This is a genomic window from Chryseobacterium electrogenes, from assembly GCF_053553015.1.
Window position 1 is genome coordinate 2703241 of the sequence record NZ_JBNPPB010000002.1, and the last position, 16134, is coordinate 2719374.

General features: G+C 42.1%; 4 protein-coding genes, 4 tRNA genes and 5 rRNA genes. All 13 read left to right on the forward strand.

Annotation, left to right across the window (positions count from 1 at the left end):
* Nucleotides 1-44: 44 nt before the first annotated feature.
* The 13 genes from ACQQ6V_RS12425 to ACQQ6V_RS12485 all read left to right on the forward strand — a co-directional run bounded on the left by ACQQ6V_RS12425 (nucleotide 45) and on the right by ACQQ6V_RS12485 (nucleotide 16032).
* Nucleotides 45-1289, forward strand: a complete 1245-nt coding sequence (locus ACQQ6V_RS12425; protein ID WP_448845840.1) for a serine hydrolase domain-containing protein — start codon at nucleotides 45-47, stop codon at nucleotides 1287-1289.
* 45 nt (nucleotides 1290-1334) lie between these two features.
* Nucleotides 1335-2996 carry an Ig-like domain-containing domain gene (locus ACQQ6V_RS12430; protein ID WP_448845841.1) on the forward strand — a complete coding sequence of 554 codons (1662 nt, stop codon included), beginning with the start codon at nucleotides 1335-1337 and terminating at the stop codon, nucleotides 2994-2996.
* On the forward strand, nucleotides 2993-3451 hold the full coding sequence (locus tag ACQQ6V_RS12435) for a heme-binding domain-containing protein (RefSeq protein ID WP_448845842.1): 459 nt from the start codon (nucleotides 2993-2995) through the stop codon (nucleotides 3449-3451). Before ACQQ6V_RS12430 ends, ACQQ6V_RS12435 begins: the two co-directional genes overlap by 4 nt.
* Before the next feature lie 606 nt (nucleotides 3452-4057).
* Nucleotides 4058-5574: ribosomal RNA gene (locus ACQQ6V_RS12440) — 16S ribosomal RNA — on the forward strand.
* 216 nt (nucleotides 5575-5790) lie between these two features.
* Nucleotides 5791-5864, forward strand: a tRNA-Ile gene (locus tag ACQQ6V_RS12445).
* Between the two features lie 99 nt (nucleotides 5865-5963).
* Nucleotides 5964-6037: transfer RNA gene (locus ACQQ6V_RS12450), tRNA-Ala, on the forward strand.
* Between the two features lie 155 nt (nucleotides 6038-6192).
* Nucleotides 6193-8955: ribosomal RNA gene (locus tag ACQQ6V_RS12455) — 23S ribosomal RNA — on the forward strand.
* 148 nt (nucleotides 8956-9103) lie between these two features.
* Nucleotides 9104-9211: ribosomal RNA gene (gene rrf, locus ACQQ6V_RS12460) — 5S ribosomal RNA — on the forward strand.
* Nucleotides 9212-9460: 249 nt separating this feature from the next.
* Nucleotides 9461-10351, forward strand: coding sequence for a L,D-transpeptidase (locus ACQQ6V_RS12465; RefSeq protein ID WP_448845843.1), 891 nt, complete (start codon nucleotides 9461-9463; stop codon nucleotides 10349-10351).
* 783 nt (nucleotides 10352-11134) lie between these two features.
* A 16S ribosomal RNA gene (locus ACQQ6V_RS12470) occupies nucleotides 11135-12651 on the forward strand.
* A 216-nt stretch (nucleotides 12652-12867) separates the two neighbouring features.
* Nucleotides 12868-12941 (forward strand) — tRNA-Ile (locus ACQQ6V_RS12475).
* A 99-nt stretch (nucleotides 12942-13040) separates the two neighbouring features.
* A tRNA-Ala gene (locus ACQQ6V_RS12480) sits at nucleotides 13041-13114 on the forward strand.
* 155 nt (nucleotides 13115-13269) lie between these two features.
* Nucleotides 13270-16032 (forward strand): 23S ribosomal RNA (locus ACQQ6V_RS12485).
* Together the 16S, 23S and 5S rRNA genes with 4 tRNA genes alongside form the textbook arrangement of a ribosomal RNA operon.
* The last annotated feature ends 102 nt before the right edge of the window (nucleotides 16033-16134 follow it).

A 16134-nucleotide genomic window follows, 5' to 3' on the forward strand; every position in this document is an offset into this window, starting at 1 on the left:
TCATACTTTAGCGTTCTGTTTAATTTTGTTAAATGTTATAGATTATGAAGAAATCCAGAGGTGTCTTTTTGCTCGCTTTGATGTTGTTGACGTACAGTTGTAAAAAGGAAAATGCACCTAAGGAAGAACCGGGCTACGTTAGTCATCTTCCCAATTATTCTAACGTCCACTTAGATGAGGTTTTTACGGCGCAAGATAGACTGCTTGATAATAAAGCAATTATTGTGTCTCAGATTAATAATTATTATAATCACGTTTGGGAGAAAGGTAATCTTAGTGGCGGAGTATTAGTGGCAAAAGCAGATGATGTTCTGTTTGAAAAATACAGAGGCTTTGGTAGAGTTAATAATGAAATGCCAATTAACGAAAATACACCACTTCACGTAGCTTCAGTCAGTAAGACCATGACAGCAATGGCAATTCTTAAGTTAGTAGAAGCAGGAAAACTAAAGCTGGAAGATGATATTACGAAGTTTTTCCCGAAATTTCCTTATCCAGGGGTTACTGTTTTTAGTTTAGTCTCACAGAGAAGTGGCCTCCCAAAATACGAATACTTTGATAAATCTGTTGTACCAGCACCAGCAGAGCTAAAGCAGACATTTATCAGTAATAAAGATGTTCTTAATATTTTAATTAGAGATAAGCCAGAGTTAGCAAGACCTAGCAATACGGGATTTATGTATTGTAATACTAATTTTGCATTGTTGGCTTTAATTGTAGAGCAGGTTACCAAAACCTCTTTCCCAGAAGCAATGCAAGAGATTGTTTTTAAGCCTCTTAAGATGCAGCATAGCTTTATTTTTCAAGAGAAAGATATCCCAACAGCATCTCAATCCTTTTATAATGGTAATAATAGATTGTATCCTTTGGATCATTTTGATTTGATTTATGGAGACAAGAATGTTTATACAACTCCAAGAGATCTTCTTAAGTTTTCTACCGCTTTATTTTCTAAAGATTTTTTGAAATCAGATCTTAAGAATAAAATCTTCGAAGGTTATAGTAATGAGAAAACAGGGATTAACAATTACGGGATTGGCTTCAGGATGAAAATCTTTGATAATGGAGAAAAGTTAACCTATCATAACGGTTGGTGGCATGGATCTAATGCGGTTTTTGTACATTCTTTAAAATCTAAAGTAACTATTGTTGCCATTGGTAATAAGTACTCTCAACGGGTATATTCGGCGATGGCATTGTCAGGTTTGTTTGATGATTTCCCTACCGAAAAAGAAAAGCTTCAGAAAACTTTTGTTGAAGGTGATTCTTTAAAAGATGTAGAACATTAATCTATTAAGTTTTAGATTGTTTATTTTTGCACTTTAATAATATATATGAAGAAGATATTTTTTCTTTTCATCATAGGATTAACGCTTGCTTCATGTGCAAGAGTAGGATCTCCTGTTGGCGGTGACAAAGATACTTTGGCGCCTAAGTTTATGGCGTCTAATATAGATTCGTCAAGGATTAATGTACCGAGAGATATTAAGGAGCTTAGGATAGATTTTGACGAGTATATCAATTTGAAAGATATTAATAAGAATCTAATTATCTCCCCGCCAATTACTAAGATTAAGAAGATCCTTCCGGGGAATTTGTCGACTAAATATTTATTAATCCAATGGTCTGATACGCTACAAGCCAATACAACCTATAATTTTAATTTCGGAAATGCTATTACCGATCTTAATGAAGGTAACATTTTGCCTTATTATAACTTCGCTTTTTCTACAGGTGACAAGATTGATAATCTATATATTAGTGGTAATCTAACAGATGCTTTGGGCGAAAAAAAGGCAGAGAATAAAGAAGCTAATATCGTAGTGGGATTATATCAGGTAAAAGATACGATGGATTATCGTCAGAAGCCATATTATATCACTAAGGTAGATCCAGATGGTTATTATGAATTGAATTATCTTTCACCAGGCAAATATAGGATTCTCGGTTTTGAAGACCTTAACCAAAATTCTATCTTCGATCCAGGAAAGGAGAAAGTAGCGTTCCAAAAAGATATTGTAGATCTAGGTGAAAATAATATCTCTGGACTTAATCTCAAGTTATACTCTTCGGTAGGGAAAGCGACATATAAAGAGAAGAAAGAAATCCCGGGCGGACTATTATTTTTATTTGAAGGTAATCCTGAAAAATTAGATATTAGATCTGTCTCACCAGAGCTTAAGAATTATAAAGTGACGCATCGTCCTAAATCGGATTCTGCCTACGTTTGGTTTGATGCTGTTAAAGAAAACATCGGTGTCGACAAAATAGAAAACATGAAATTCGTTAATGAAGCTTCTATAGGTGCCAAAAAAGATACAATTAAGTTGTCGTATCGTTTTAACCCAAAACAAAATGATTTTGTCATTTCTAGAAGAGGCGATTCTAAAATTGCGAATACAGATTTATTTAAAATAGCATCTAATTTACCTATAGAAAAAATATTATTGGACAAATTCACTTTAGTTTCAGATAGTATTTCACAAGCTTTTACTGCTGAGGTGGCTAAGGATGATCCTTTTCAGATTAATATTAAGGGCGACCTAAAACCCGGGAAAAAGTATCAACTTAACATCCCCAAAGAAAGCGTTCAATCTTATTATAGAAGTATAGAGAAGTCTTACCGTTTCGATTTTGAAACTGAAAAAGCCGAAAATCTAGGATCATTAACGCTAACCTTGCTTAATGCGCCAGAGCATCCATTTTGGATTCAGATGCTTAGTACAGATGGGAAAGTTGTTTATAGTAAGTTGGCTAAGGAAGCGAAAGTACATTTTGCTAATCTTATGCCAGGTAATTATCATTTAAGGATTTTGGTAGACAATAATGATAACGGTGTTTGGGATTCTGCAGACTTTGAGAAAGAAACGTTGGCAGAAGACGTCTATCTTTTCAGAAAAAATAAAGATACCAATCCAATGACTAAGGTTAATATCAGACCAATGTGGGAGATTAATGAAACCTGGGATTTGAAAAATGAAGTACAAACAGATTGAAAAATTTTATAAAAATAATATTAGGAGTTGTTTTACTTGCTGTTTTAATACAGTTTATTCCTATTGACAGAACGTTAAAGCCGATTGATAAGACCAAAAATTTTATTAATCTAGAAAATACGCCACCTAATATCGTGGCTTTGTTGAAGGCTTCGTGCTACGATTGCCACTCTAACGAAACGATTTATCCAGATTATGCTTACATAGCGCCAATTTCTTGGATGGTAAATGATCATATTAAAGAAGGTCGTAAGTATCTTAACTTTTCTGAGTGGGGTAATTATAACCAATTTCAGAAAGAAGGAATGTTAGAGAAAAGCGTCCAAGCTATTGCTAATTTCAAAATGCCTTTGCCATCTTACATACAGAAGCATCATGACGCTAACCTGACCAAGGAGCAAAGAGGGCAACTAGAAGCTTACTTTCATTATTTAAAATCGAATCCTTCCCGTTAAAATAGATGCGCCTGTCTAATTCGATAGGCTTATTTTATATAGCCTTATCGCTGTATTGTTTCAACCTTGCATTTTGCAATCTTTCAATCATGCATCCATGTCTGAAGACTAAGATTAAAAAAATAGCATTGAATTTCAGTGTGTTTAAGGATGCGTTAATAAATAGTTCACAATAAGTTTGCGGGAGATATGTAAAGGGCTTACCTTTGCAGTCGCAATTAGAGATAAGAGCGGCGCAGAAGACAGTAAAGATGACATAAACTATAAAGATTCTCAAAAAATAAATACAAATTTTATTTGCGAGTATTGATAAAAAGTTTTACTTTTGCAAACGCAAATCGAGATAGATTAGCAAGCGTAGGAGTAGAGTATAAGATGTGTGATGATGATTATTATGGCTAAGAAAAATAGTAATAATAAGAGTTGTGTATATCGGAAAAAGTTTTTACTTTTGCACTCGCAAATCAGGGACGACTGACAGAGAAGATTCCTGATAGAAAAGCGAGAAGAATATAGGTCATTGAAATAACATATAACAACCAAGTAAGGAAAAAAAACCAAAGCGTCAATTTTAGGATTGAGTAGAGTTTAAGGACAAACCAACATACAATGGAGAGTTTGATCCTGGCTCAGGATGAACGCTAGCGGGAGGCCTAACACATGCAAGCCGAGCGGTAGATGTCCTTCGGGACATTGAGAGCGGCGCACGGGTGCGTAACACGTGTGCAACCTACCTTTATCAGGGGGATAGCCCGAAGAAATTCGGATTAATACTCCATAATATGAGTCAAGGCATCTTGATTTATTGAAAACTCCGGTGGATAAAGATGGGCACGCGCAAGATTAGATAGTTGGTGAGGTAACGGCTCACCAAGTCTACGATCTTTAGGGGGCCTGAGAGGGTGATCCCCCACACTGGTACTGAGACACGGACCAGACTCCTACGGGAGGCAGCAGTGAGGAATATTGGACAATGGGTGAGAGCCTGATCCAGCCATCCCGCGTGAAGGACGACGGTTCTATGGATTGTAAACTTCTTTTATATAGGGATAAACCTACTTACGTGTAAGTAGCTGAAGGTACTATATGAATAAGCACCGGCTAACTCCGTGCCAGCAGCCGCGGTAATACGGAGGGTGCAAGCGTTATCCGGATTTATTGGGTTTAAAGGGTCCGTAGGCGGGCTTGTAAGTCAGTGGTGAAATCCGGCAGCTTAACTGTCGAACTGCCATTGATACTGCAAGTCTTGAGTAAAGTAGAAGTGGCTGGAATAAGTAGTGTAGCGGTGAAATGCATAGATATTACTTAGAACACCAATTGCGAAGGCAGGTCACTATGTTTTAACTGACGCTGATGGACGAAAGCGTGGGGAGCGAACAGGATTAGATACCCTGGTAGTCCACGCCGTAAACGATGCTAACTCGTTTTTGGGATTTAGGTTTCAGAGACTAAGCGAAAGTGATAAGTTAGCCACCTGGGGAGTACGTTCGCAAGAATGAAACTCAAAGGAATTGACGGGGGCCCGCACAAGCGGTGGAGCATGTGGTTTAATTCGATGATACGCGAGGAACCTTACCAAGGCTTAAATGGGAATTGACAGGTTTAGAAATAGACTTTTCTTCGGACAATTTTCAAGGTGCTGCATGGTTGTCGTCAGCTCGTGCCGTGAGGTGTTAGGTTAAGTCCTGCAACGAGCGCAACCCCTGTCACTAGTTGCTAACATTAAGTTGAGGACTCTAGTGAGACTGCCTACGCAAGTAGAGAGGAAGGTGGGGATGACGTCAAATCATCACGGCCCTTACGCCTTGGGCCACACACGTGCTACAATGGACGGTACAGAGGGACGCTACCAGGCGACTGGATGCAAATCTCGAAAGCCGTTCTCAGTTCGGATTGGAGTCTGCAACTCGACTCTATGAAGCTGGAATCGCTAGTAATCGCGCATCAGCCATGGCGCGGTGAATACGTTCCCGGGCCTTGTACACACCGCCCGTCAAGCCATGGAAGTCTGGGGTACCTGAAGTCGGTGACCGTAACAGGAGCTGCCTAGGGTAAAACAGGTAACTAGGGCTAAGTCGTAACAAGGTAGCCGTACCGGAAGGTGCGGCTGGAACATCTCATTTTAGAGCGTCTTTAAGACGAAAAACGTACAAGTCATTAAATTGACAACAACTCCTTAGACAAAACTACAAGTTTTGGTTTTTTTACTCGGTTGGATATATAAAAAAGATAAACCCACTAGAAATTAGTATAGGGAAGAGATTTGGAAAAAGAAGTTAGGAATTAGAAGTTAGAAATTAGTCTAACCTTTATTATCTAAAATCTAACATCTAAAACGAAGTCTCGTAGCTCAGCTGGTTAGAGCGCTACACTGATAATGTAGAGGTCGGCAGTTCGAGCCTGCCCGAGACTACTAATTGGAATAGAGGTTAGAGGTCAGAATTTAGAAGTTAGATATATGCGTGAGCAAAAGTCTAAGATCTAAATCTAGTATCTAACATCTTAACTAGAGGGGGAATTAGCTCAGCTGGCTAGAGCGCCTGCCTTGCACGCAGGAGGTCAAGGGTTCGACTCCCTTATTCTCCACAGTTTTAGGAGTTTGATTTAAAAGTTACGATTGGAGCCAAAAACAACAATTGTTCATCAGACAAATAAGAAGAAAACAAAGATCATTGACATTAACGGTAAAGACATCACAAAGAGAAAACCGAGCGCAAACAAGCGCTTGAGTAACCAATAGGAAAGAAATCGTTAAGGGCGTATGGCGGATGCCTAGGCTTTCAGAGGCGAAGAAGGACGTGGTAAGCTGCGAAAAGCTGCGGGGATCGGCACACACGAATTGATCCGCAGATGTCCGAATGGGGCAACCCGTCTGGTTGAAGACCAGTCATCTTGATGTTTACATTGAGAAGCAAACCCGGAGAACTGAAACATCTAAGTACCCGGAGGAAAAGAAATCGAAGAGATTCCGTAAGTAGTGGCGAGCGAACGCGGATTAGCCCAAAAGTCTTTATATATTTAGAAGAATGTTCTGGAAAGAACAGCCGTAGACGGTGATAGCCCGGTATTCGAAAGGTATATTTAGATGATAAATGAGTATGGCGGGACACGTGAAATCCTGTCTGAATATGGGGGGACTATCCTCCAAGGCTAAATACTCCTGAAAGACCGATAGTGAACAAGTACTGTGAAGGAAAGGTGAAAAGCACTTCGAATAGAAGGGTGAAATAGAACCTGAAACCGTACGCCTACAAGCGGTCGGAGCTCACAAGTTGAGTGACGGCGTGCCTTTTGCATAATGAGCCTACGAGTTAATGTTACTAGCGAGGTTAAGGACTTCAGGTCCGGAGCCGGAGCGAAAGCGAGTTTGAATAGGGCGCTTAGTTAGTAGTATTAGACGCGAAACCTTGTGATCTACCCATGGGCAGGTTGAAGCTTTGGTAACACAAAGTGGAGGACCGAACCGGTTGACGTTGAAAAGTCTTCGGATGACTTGTGGGTAGGGGTGAAAGGCCAATCAAACTGGGAGATAGCTCGTACTCTCCGAAATGCATTTAGGTGCAGCGTCGTATATAAGTTTATTAGAGGTAGAGCTACTGATTGGATGCGGGGGAGTCAAATCCTACCAATTCCTGACAAACTCCGAATGCTAATAAATGTTCTACGGCAGTGAGGGCATGGGTGCTAAGGTCGATGTCCGAGAGGGAAAGAACCCAGACCAACAGCTAAGGTGCCCCAAATATATGTTAAGTTGAAATAACGCGGTTGGACTGCATTGACAGCTAGGATGTTGGCTTGGAAGCAGCCATTCATTTAAAGAGTGCGTAACAGCTCACTAGTCGAGCGGTCCGGCATGGATAATAATCGGGCATAAACATATTACCGAAGCTATGGATTTATACCTTAGGGGTATATCTGGTAGGAGAGCATTCTATTTGCGCCGAAGCAGTATCGTGAGGTATTGTGGAGCGGATAGAAAAGAAAATGTAGGCATAAGTAACGATAAAGGGGGCGAGAAACCCCCTCACCGAAAGACTAAGGTTTCCTCAGCCATGCTAATCAGCTGAGGGTTAGTCTGGACCTAACGCGAACCCGAACTGGAAGTGGATGGACAATGGGTTAATATTCCCATACTTGCTCACACTAAAAGGGGACGGAGTGCCGTACTTACTGGAGACTGACGGAATAGTCAAGACCTAGCCTTCGGGCGAAGTTGTTGTAAGGAAAGCGCTTCCAAGAAAAGCCGAAGTGAAGCAACCCGTACCAAAACCGACACAGGTAGTCGAGGAGAGAATCCTAAGGTGCTCGAGTGAGTCGTGGCTAAGGAACTAGGCAAAATAGTCTCGTAACTTCGGAAGAAGAGACGCCAACAGCAATGTTGGCCGCAGTGAAGAGGCCCAGGCGACTGTTTATCAAAAACACAGGACTCTGCTAAATCGAAAGATGCTGTATAGGGTCTGACACCTGCCCGGTGCTGGAAGGTTAAGGAAGGGCGTTAGCGTAAGCGAAGCGTTTGACTGAAGCCCCAGTAAACGGCGGCCGTAACTATAACGGTCCTAAGGTAGCGAAATTCCTTGTCGGGTAAGTTCCGACCTGCACGAATGGTGTAACGATCTGGGCACTGTCTCAGCCACGAGCTCGGTGAAATTGTAGTATCGGTGAAGATGCCGATTACCCGCAATGGACGAAAAGACCCTGTGAACCTTTACTATAACTTCGTATTGACTTTGAGTAAGTAATGTGTAGGATAGGTGGGAGACTTTGAAGCAGGCACGCTAGTGTTTGTGGAGTCAACGTTGAAATACCACCCTTTACTTACTTGGAGCCTAACTTCTTTTAGAAGGACATTGCGTGGTGGGTAGTTTGACTGGGGTGGTCGCCTCCAAAAGAGTAACGGAGGCTTTCAAAGGTACCCTCAGCACGCTTGGTAACCGTGCGTAGAGTGTAATGGCATAAGGGTGCTTGACTGTGAGACCAACAAGTCGATCAGGTGCGAAAGCAGGACATAGTGATCCGGTGGTTCCGTATGGAAGGGCCATCGCTCATAGGATAAAAGGTACTCCGGGGATAACAGGCTAGTCTCCCCCAAGAGCTCACATTGACGTGGAGGTTCGGCACCTCGATGTCGGCTCGTCACATCCTGGGGCTGGAGAAGGTCCCAGGGTTGGGCTGTTCGCCCATTAAAGTGGCACGCGAGCTGGGTTCAGAACGTCGTGAGACAGTTCGGTCTCTATCTATTGCGGGCGTTAGAAGTTTGAGCGGACTTGACTCTAGTACGAGAGGACCGTGTTGAACAAACCTCTGGTGTATCAGTTGTACCGCCAGGTGCACCGCTGAGTAGCTACGTTTGGAAGAGATAAGCACTGAAAGCATATAAGTGCGAAACTCGCCGCAAGATTAGACTTCTTTTAAGGGTCGTGGGAGATGACCACGTTGATAGGCTATAGGTGTAAAGGCAGTAATGTCATAGCCAAGTAGTACTAATTACCCGTAGATTTATAGCCTATTGTAAAGCGCAAGTTTGCGCGCCAAAGGTTTTGTCTTTGTGAACGTTTTTATCGATAAACATAGTTTTTAGTTTTTAGTGTATTGTTTTTAGTATGAATGCTAAATAGCCAACACTAAATACCCAAAACTAAAATATACCTTATTTAGGGTGGTTTTAGCAGAGGGGCTCACCTGTTCCCATTCCGAACACAGAAGTTAAGCCCTCTAGCGCCGATGGTACTGCTAACGCGGGAGAGTAGGTCGCCGCCAGTTTTTTTTAAAGCTCAATCATTTAGTTGATTGAGCTTTTTTTTGGTCCATACTTTTTGAAAAAGACGAAAGAAATGTGACGATGTGACGATGAGAGGATTGGGTGATGTGATGTGTTGATGGGAGACTTTAGAATGTATGCTAAAGTTAAAGATTGGATAAATTTGATTCAATTCTTAAACTTATTGACTGCTCATTGTAAAAATCATAAATTGGTATTATTATTGTTAAGCAATCGATTAATAGACATTTATGAAAAAACACGTATCAAAAAACTATTTATTGTTGTTATTTATTCTTTTATCCTTTTGGGCTTGTAAAAAAGAAGAAGTTGATAAGTCAATAGATGATAATACATCTGCTTCAGAAGATATTATTATAAAGGATTCTATCATAAAAAAGGAGAATGATAGTGTAAAAGTTGTTATAAAGAAATCAATTCCGCCAGCTGAGCAAGAGTTTGGATTCTATAATGCTTTTATTTTCCCAAAAGATAAAAAAGATAAAGATTCTATTTTTTCTATTTTCAATAAAAAGTACAACGAGCAGGAGCGATATGCTATCTATGCACTTAATAGACTCGATGTAAAAAATAGATTAAAAGCAGATACATTAGTAGTCCCAAAGGTAATTGATACAAGTCTTATGGACTATTCTCCTTTCCCTAAGCAGCTGGATATCTTAAGCCCAGTTAATAAATTTGTTGTTTTTTCTTATCCGATACAAGCATATGGAGTATACAATAATGGAACTTTAGTCAAATGGGGTCCTACAAGTATGGGGAAAAAAACTTCAAAAACTAAAACAGGACTTACCTTTGCAAATTGGAAGAAAGAATTAGCCATATCTACAGTTAAGAGTGAATGGAAATTACCCTATAATTTTAATATTTTTAATATGGATGGTATAGGATGGCACGAGTATGAATTACCAGGTTATCCAGCCTCACATTCATGTCTACGATTACTGAAAAATGATGCGATATGGTTATATTCTTATGCAGATACTTGGATTCTTAATCCAGGAGGCGCTACGACAAAGGCAAAAGGTACAGCAGTCTTAGTTTATGGCGATTATCCTTGGGGAAGCGCAGACCATGGAAAAACCTTCTTCAAGATCCCAGCTCTAATAATGTTTCTGTAGAAGAAATGACAACGATGCTTCAACCAAAAATTGAGTTGATTATAAAAGAACAAAATAATCGTATAAAAGTTTCAGATTCTATAAAAACCGCTAGATCTATAGCATCAAAACAAAAATTAGAAAACTAAACTAATTATATTAATACTTTCTTCAGTATATAAAATAGAATCCTTCCCGTTAAAATAGATGCGCCTGTCTAATTGATAGGCTTATTTTATATAGCCTCTCGCTGTATCGTTTCATCGTTGCATTTTGCAATCTTCGAATCCCGCATCCATGTCTGAAGACTAAGATTAAAAAAAGAGCATTGAATTTCAGGGTGTTTAAGGATGCGTTAATAAATAGTTCACAATAAGTTTGCGGGGATATGTAAAGAGCTTACCTTTGCAGTCGCAATTAGAGATAAGAGCGGCGCAGAAGCAGTAAAGATGACATAAACTATAAAGATTCTCAAAAAATAAATATAAATTTTATTTGCGAGTATTGATAAAAAGTTTTACTTTTGCAAACGCAAATCGAGATAGATTAGCAAGCGTAGGAGTAGAGTATAAGATATGTTTTGATGATTATTATGGCTAAGAAAAATAGTAATAATAAGAGTTGTGTATATCGGAAAAAGTTTTTACTTTTGCACTCGCAAATCAGGGACGACTGACAGAGAAGATTCCTGATAGAAAAGCGAGAAGAATATAGATCATTGAAATAACATATAACAACCAAGTAAGGAAAAAAAACCAAAGCGTCAATTTTAGGATTGAGTAGAGTTTAAGGACAAACCAACATACAATGGAGAGTTTGATCCTGGCTCAGGATGAACGCTAGCGGGAGGCCTAACACATGCAAGCCGAGCGGTAGATGTCCTTCGGGACATTGAGAGCGGCGCACGGGTGCGTAACACGTGTGCAACCTACCTTTATCAGGGGGATAGCCCGAAGAAATTCGGATTAATACTCCATAATATGAGTCAAGGCATCTTGATTTATTGAAAACTCCGGTGGATAAAGATGGGCACGCGCAAGATTAGATAGTTGGTGAGGTAACGGCTCACCAAGTCTACGATCTTTAGGGGGCCTGAGAGGGTGATCCCCCACACTGGTACTGAGACACGGACCAGACTCCTACGGGAGGCAGCAGTGAGGAATATTGGACAATGGGTGAGAGCCTGATCCAGCCATCCCGCGTGAAGGACGACGGTTCTATGGATTGTAAACTTCTTTTATATAGGGATAAACCTACTTACGTGTAAGTAGCTGAAGGTACTATATGAATAAGCACCGGCTAACTCCGTGCCAGCAGCCGCGGTAATACGGAGGGTGCAAGCGTTATCCGGATTTATTGGGTTTAAAGTGTCCGTAGGCGGGCTTGTAAGTCAGTGGTGAAATCCGGCAGCTTAACTGTCGAACTGCCATTGATACTGCAAGTCTTGAGTAAAGTAGAAGTGGCTGGAATAAGTAGTGTAGCGGTGAAATGCATAGATATTACTTAGAACACCAATTGCGAAGGCAGGTCACTATGTTTTAACTGACGCTGATGGACGAAAGCGTGGGGAGCGAACAGGATTAGATACCCTGGTAGTCCACGCCGTAAACGATGCTAACTCGTTTTTGGGATTTAGGTTTCAGAGACTAAGCGAAAGTGATAAGTTAGCCACCTGGGGAGTACGTTCGCAAGAATGAAACTCAAAGGAATTGACCTGGCCCGCACAAGCGGTGGAGCATGTGGTTTAATTCGATGATACGCGACGTAACCTTACCAAGGCTTAAATGGGAATTGACAGGTTTAGAAATAGACTTTTCTTCGGACAATTTTCAAGGTGCTGCATGGTTGTCGTCAGCTCGTGCCGTGAGGTGTTAGGTTAAGTCCTGCAACGAGCGCAACCCCTGTCACTAGTTGCTAACATTAAGTTGAGGACTCTAGTGAGACTGCCTACGCAAGTAGAGAGGAAGGTGGGGATGACGTCAAATCATCACGGCCCTTACGCCTTGGGCCACACACGTGCTACAATGGACGGTACAGAGGGACGCTACCAGGCGACTGGATGCAAATCTCGAAAGCCGTTCTCAGTTCGGATTGGAGTCTGCAACTCGACTCTATGAAGCTGGAATCGCTAGTAATCGCGCATCAGCCATGGCGCGGTGAATACGTTCCCGGGCCTTGTACACACCGCCCGTCAAGCCATGGAAGTCTGGGGTACCTGAAGTCGGTGACCGTAACAGGAGCTGCCTAGGGTAAAACAGGTAACTAGGGCTAAGTCGTAACAAGGTAGCCGTACCGGAAGGTGCGGCTGGAACATCTCATTTTAGAGCGTCTTTAAGACGAAAAACGTACAAGTCATTAAATTGACAACAACTCCTTAGACAAAACTACAAGTTTTGGTTTTTTTACTCGGTTGGATATATAAAAAAGATAAACCCACTAGAAATTAGTATAGGGAAGAGATTTGGAAAAAGAAGTTAGGAATTAGAAGTTAGAAATTAGTCTAACCTTTATTATCTAAAATCTAACATCTAAAACGAAGTCTCGTAGCTCAGCTGGTTAGAGCGCTACACTGATAATGTAGAGGTCGGCAGTTCGAGCCTGCCCGAGACTACTAATTGGAATAGAGGTTAGAGGTCAGAATTTAGAAGTTAGATATATGCGTGAGCAAAAGTCTAAGATCTAAATCTAGTATCTAACATCTTAACTAGAGGGGGAATTAGCTCAGCTGGCTAGAGCGCCTGCCTTGCACGCAGGAGGTCAAGGGTTCGACTCCCTTATTCTCCACAGTTTTAGGAGTTTGATTTAAAAGTTACGATTGGAGCCAAAAACAACAATTGTTCATCAGACAAATAAGAAGAAAACAAAGATCATTGACATTAACGGTAAAGACATCACAAAGAGAAAACCGAGCGCAAACAAGCGCTTGAGTAACCAATAGGAAAGAAATCGTTAAGGGCGTATGGCGGATGCCTAGGCTTTCAGAGGCGAAGAAGGACGTGGTAAGCTGCGAAAAGCTGCGGGGATCGGCACACACGAATTGATCCGCAGATGTCCGAATGGGGCAACCCGTCTGGTTGAAGACCAGTCATCTTGATGTTTACATTGAGAAGCAAACCCGGAGAACTGAAACATCTAAGTACCCGGAGGAAAAGAAATCGAAGAGATTCCGTAAGTAGTGGCGAGCGAACGCGGATTAGCCCAAAAGTCTTTATATATTTAGAAGAATGTTCTGGAAAGAACAGCCGTAGACGGTGATAGCCCGGTATTCGAAAGGTATATTTAGATGATAAATGAGTATGGCGGGACACGTGAAATCCTGTCTGAATATGGGGGACCATCCTCCAAGGCTAAATACTCCTGAAAGACCGATAGTGAACAAGTACTGTGAAGGAAAGGTGAAAAGCACTTCGAATAGAAGGGTGAAATAGAACCTGAAACCGTACGCCTACAAGCGGTCGGAGCTCACAAGTTGAGTGACGGCGTGCCTTTTGCATAATGAGCCTACGAGTTAATGTTACTAGCGAGGTTAAGGACTTCAGGTCCGGAGCAGGAGCGAAAGCGAGTCTGAATAGGGCGCTTAGTTAGTAGTATTAGACGCGAAACCTTGTGATCTACCCATGGGCAGGTTGAAGCTTTGGTAACACAAAGTGGAGGACCGAACCGGTTGACGTTGAAAAGTCTTCGGATGACTTGTGGGTAGGGGTGAAAGGCCAATCAAACTGGGAGATAGCTCGTACTCTCCGAAATGCATTTAGGTGCAGCGTCGTATATAAGTTTATTAGAGGTAGAGCTACTGATTGGATGCGGGGGAGTCAAATCCTACCAATTCCTGACAAACTCCGAATGCTAATAAATGTTCTACGGCAGTGAGGGCATGGGTGCTAAGGTCCATGTCCGAGAGGGAAAGAACCCAGACCAACAGCTAAGGTCCCAAATATATGTTAAGTTGAAATAACGCGGTTGGACTGCATTGACAGCTAGGATGTTGGCTTGGAAGCAGCCATTCATTTAAAGAGTGCGTAACAGCTCACTAGTCGAGCGGTCCGGCATGGATAATAATCGGGCATAAACATATTACCGAAGCTATGGATTTATACCTTAGGGGTATATCTGGTAGGAGAGCATTCTATTTGCGCCGAAGCAGTATCGTGAGGTATTGTGGAGCGGATAGAAAAGAAAATGTAGGCATAAGTAACGATAAAGGGGGCGAGAAACCCCCTCACCGAAAGACTAAGGTTTCCTCAGCCATGCTAATCAGCTGAGGGTTAGTCTGGACCTAACGCGAACCCGAACGTGGAAGTGGATGGACAATGGGTTAATATTCCCATACTTGCTCACACTAAAAAGGGGACGGAGTGCCGTACTTACTGGAGACTGACGGAATAGTCAAGACCTAGCCTTCGGGCGAAGTTGTTGTAAGGAAAGCGCTTCCAAGAAAAGCCGAAGTGAAGCAACCCGTACCAAAACCGACACAGGTAGTCGAGGAGAGAATCCTAAGGTGCTCGAGTGAGTCGTGGCTAAGGAACTAGGCAAAATAGTCTCGTAACTTCGGAAGAAGAGACGCCAACAGCAATGTTGGCCGCAGTGAAGAGGCCCAGGCGACTGTTTATCAAAAACACAGGACTCTGCTAAATCGAAAGATGCTGTATAGGGTCTGACACCTGCCCGGTGCTGGAAGGTTAAGGAAGGGCGTTAGCGTAAGCGAAGCGTTTGACTGAAGCCCCAGTAAACGGCGGCCGTAACTATAACGGTCCTAAGGTAGCGAAATTCCTTGTCGGGTAAGTTCCGACCTGCACGAATGGTGTAACGATCTGGGCACTGTCTCAGCCACGAGCTCGGTGAAATTGTAGTATCGGTGAAGATGCCGATTACCCGCAATGGGACGAAAAGACCCTGTGAACCTTTACTATAACTTCGTATTGACTTTGAGTAAGTAATGTGTAGGATAGGTGGGAGACTTTGAAGCAGGCACGCTAGTGTTTGTGGAGTCAACGTTGAAATACCACCCTTTACTTACTTGGAGCCTAACTTCTTTTAGAAGGACATTGCGTGGTGGGTAGTTTGACTGGGGTGGTCGCCTCCAAAAGAGTAACGGAGGCTTTCAAAGGTACCCTCAGCACGCTTGGTAACCGTGCGTAGAGTGTAATGGCATAAGGGTGCTTGACTGTGAGACCAACAAGTCGATCAGGTGCGAAAGCAGGACATAGTGATCCGGTGGTTCCGTATGGAAGGGCCATCGCTCATAGGATAAAAGGTACTCCGGGGATAACAGGCTAGTCTCCCCCAAGAGCTCACATCGACGGGGAGGTTCGGCACCTCGATGTCGGCTCGTCACATCCTGGGGCTGGAGAAGGTCCAAGGGTTGGGCTGTTCGCCCATTAAAGTGGCACGCGAGCTGGGTTCAGAACGTCGTGAGACAGTTCGGTCTCTATCTATTGCGGGCGTTAGAAGTTTGAGCGGACTTGACTCTAGTACGAGAGGACCGTGTTGAACAAACCTCTGGTGTATCAGTTGTACCGCCAGGTGCACCGCTGAGTAGCTACGTTTGGAAGAGATAAGCACTGAAAGCATATAAGTGCGAAACTCGCCGCAAGATTAGACTTCTTTTAAGGGTCGTGGGAGATGACCACGTTGATAGGCTATAGGTGTAAAGGCAGTAATGTCATAGCCAAGTAGTACTAATTACCCGTAGATTTATAGCCTATTGTAAAGCGCAAGTTTGCGCGCCAAAGGTTTTGTCTTTGTGAACGTTTTTATCGATAAACATAGTTTTTAGTTTTTAGTGTATTGTTTTTAGTATGAAT

Excerpts from the sequence above, each read along its gene's own strand:
- ACQQ6V_RS12430 (WP_448845841.1), top strand. The coding sequence starts at position 1,335 with ATGAAGAAGATATTTTTTCTTTTCATCATAGGATTAACGCTTGCTTCA.
- ACQQ6V_RS12465 (WP_448845843.1), top strand. The coding sequence starts at position 9,461 with ATGAAAAAACACGTATCAAAAAACTATTTATTGTTGTTATTTATTCTT.
- ACQQ6V_RS12425 (WP_448845840.1), top strand. The coding sequence starts at position 45 with ATGAAGAAATCCAGAGGTGTCTTTTTGCTCGCTTTGATGTTGTTGACG.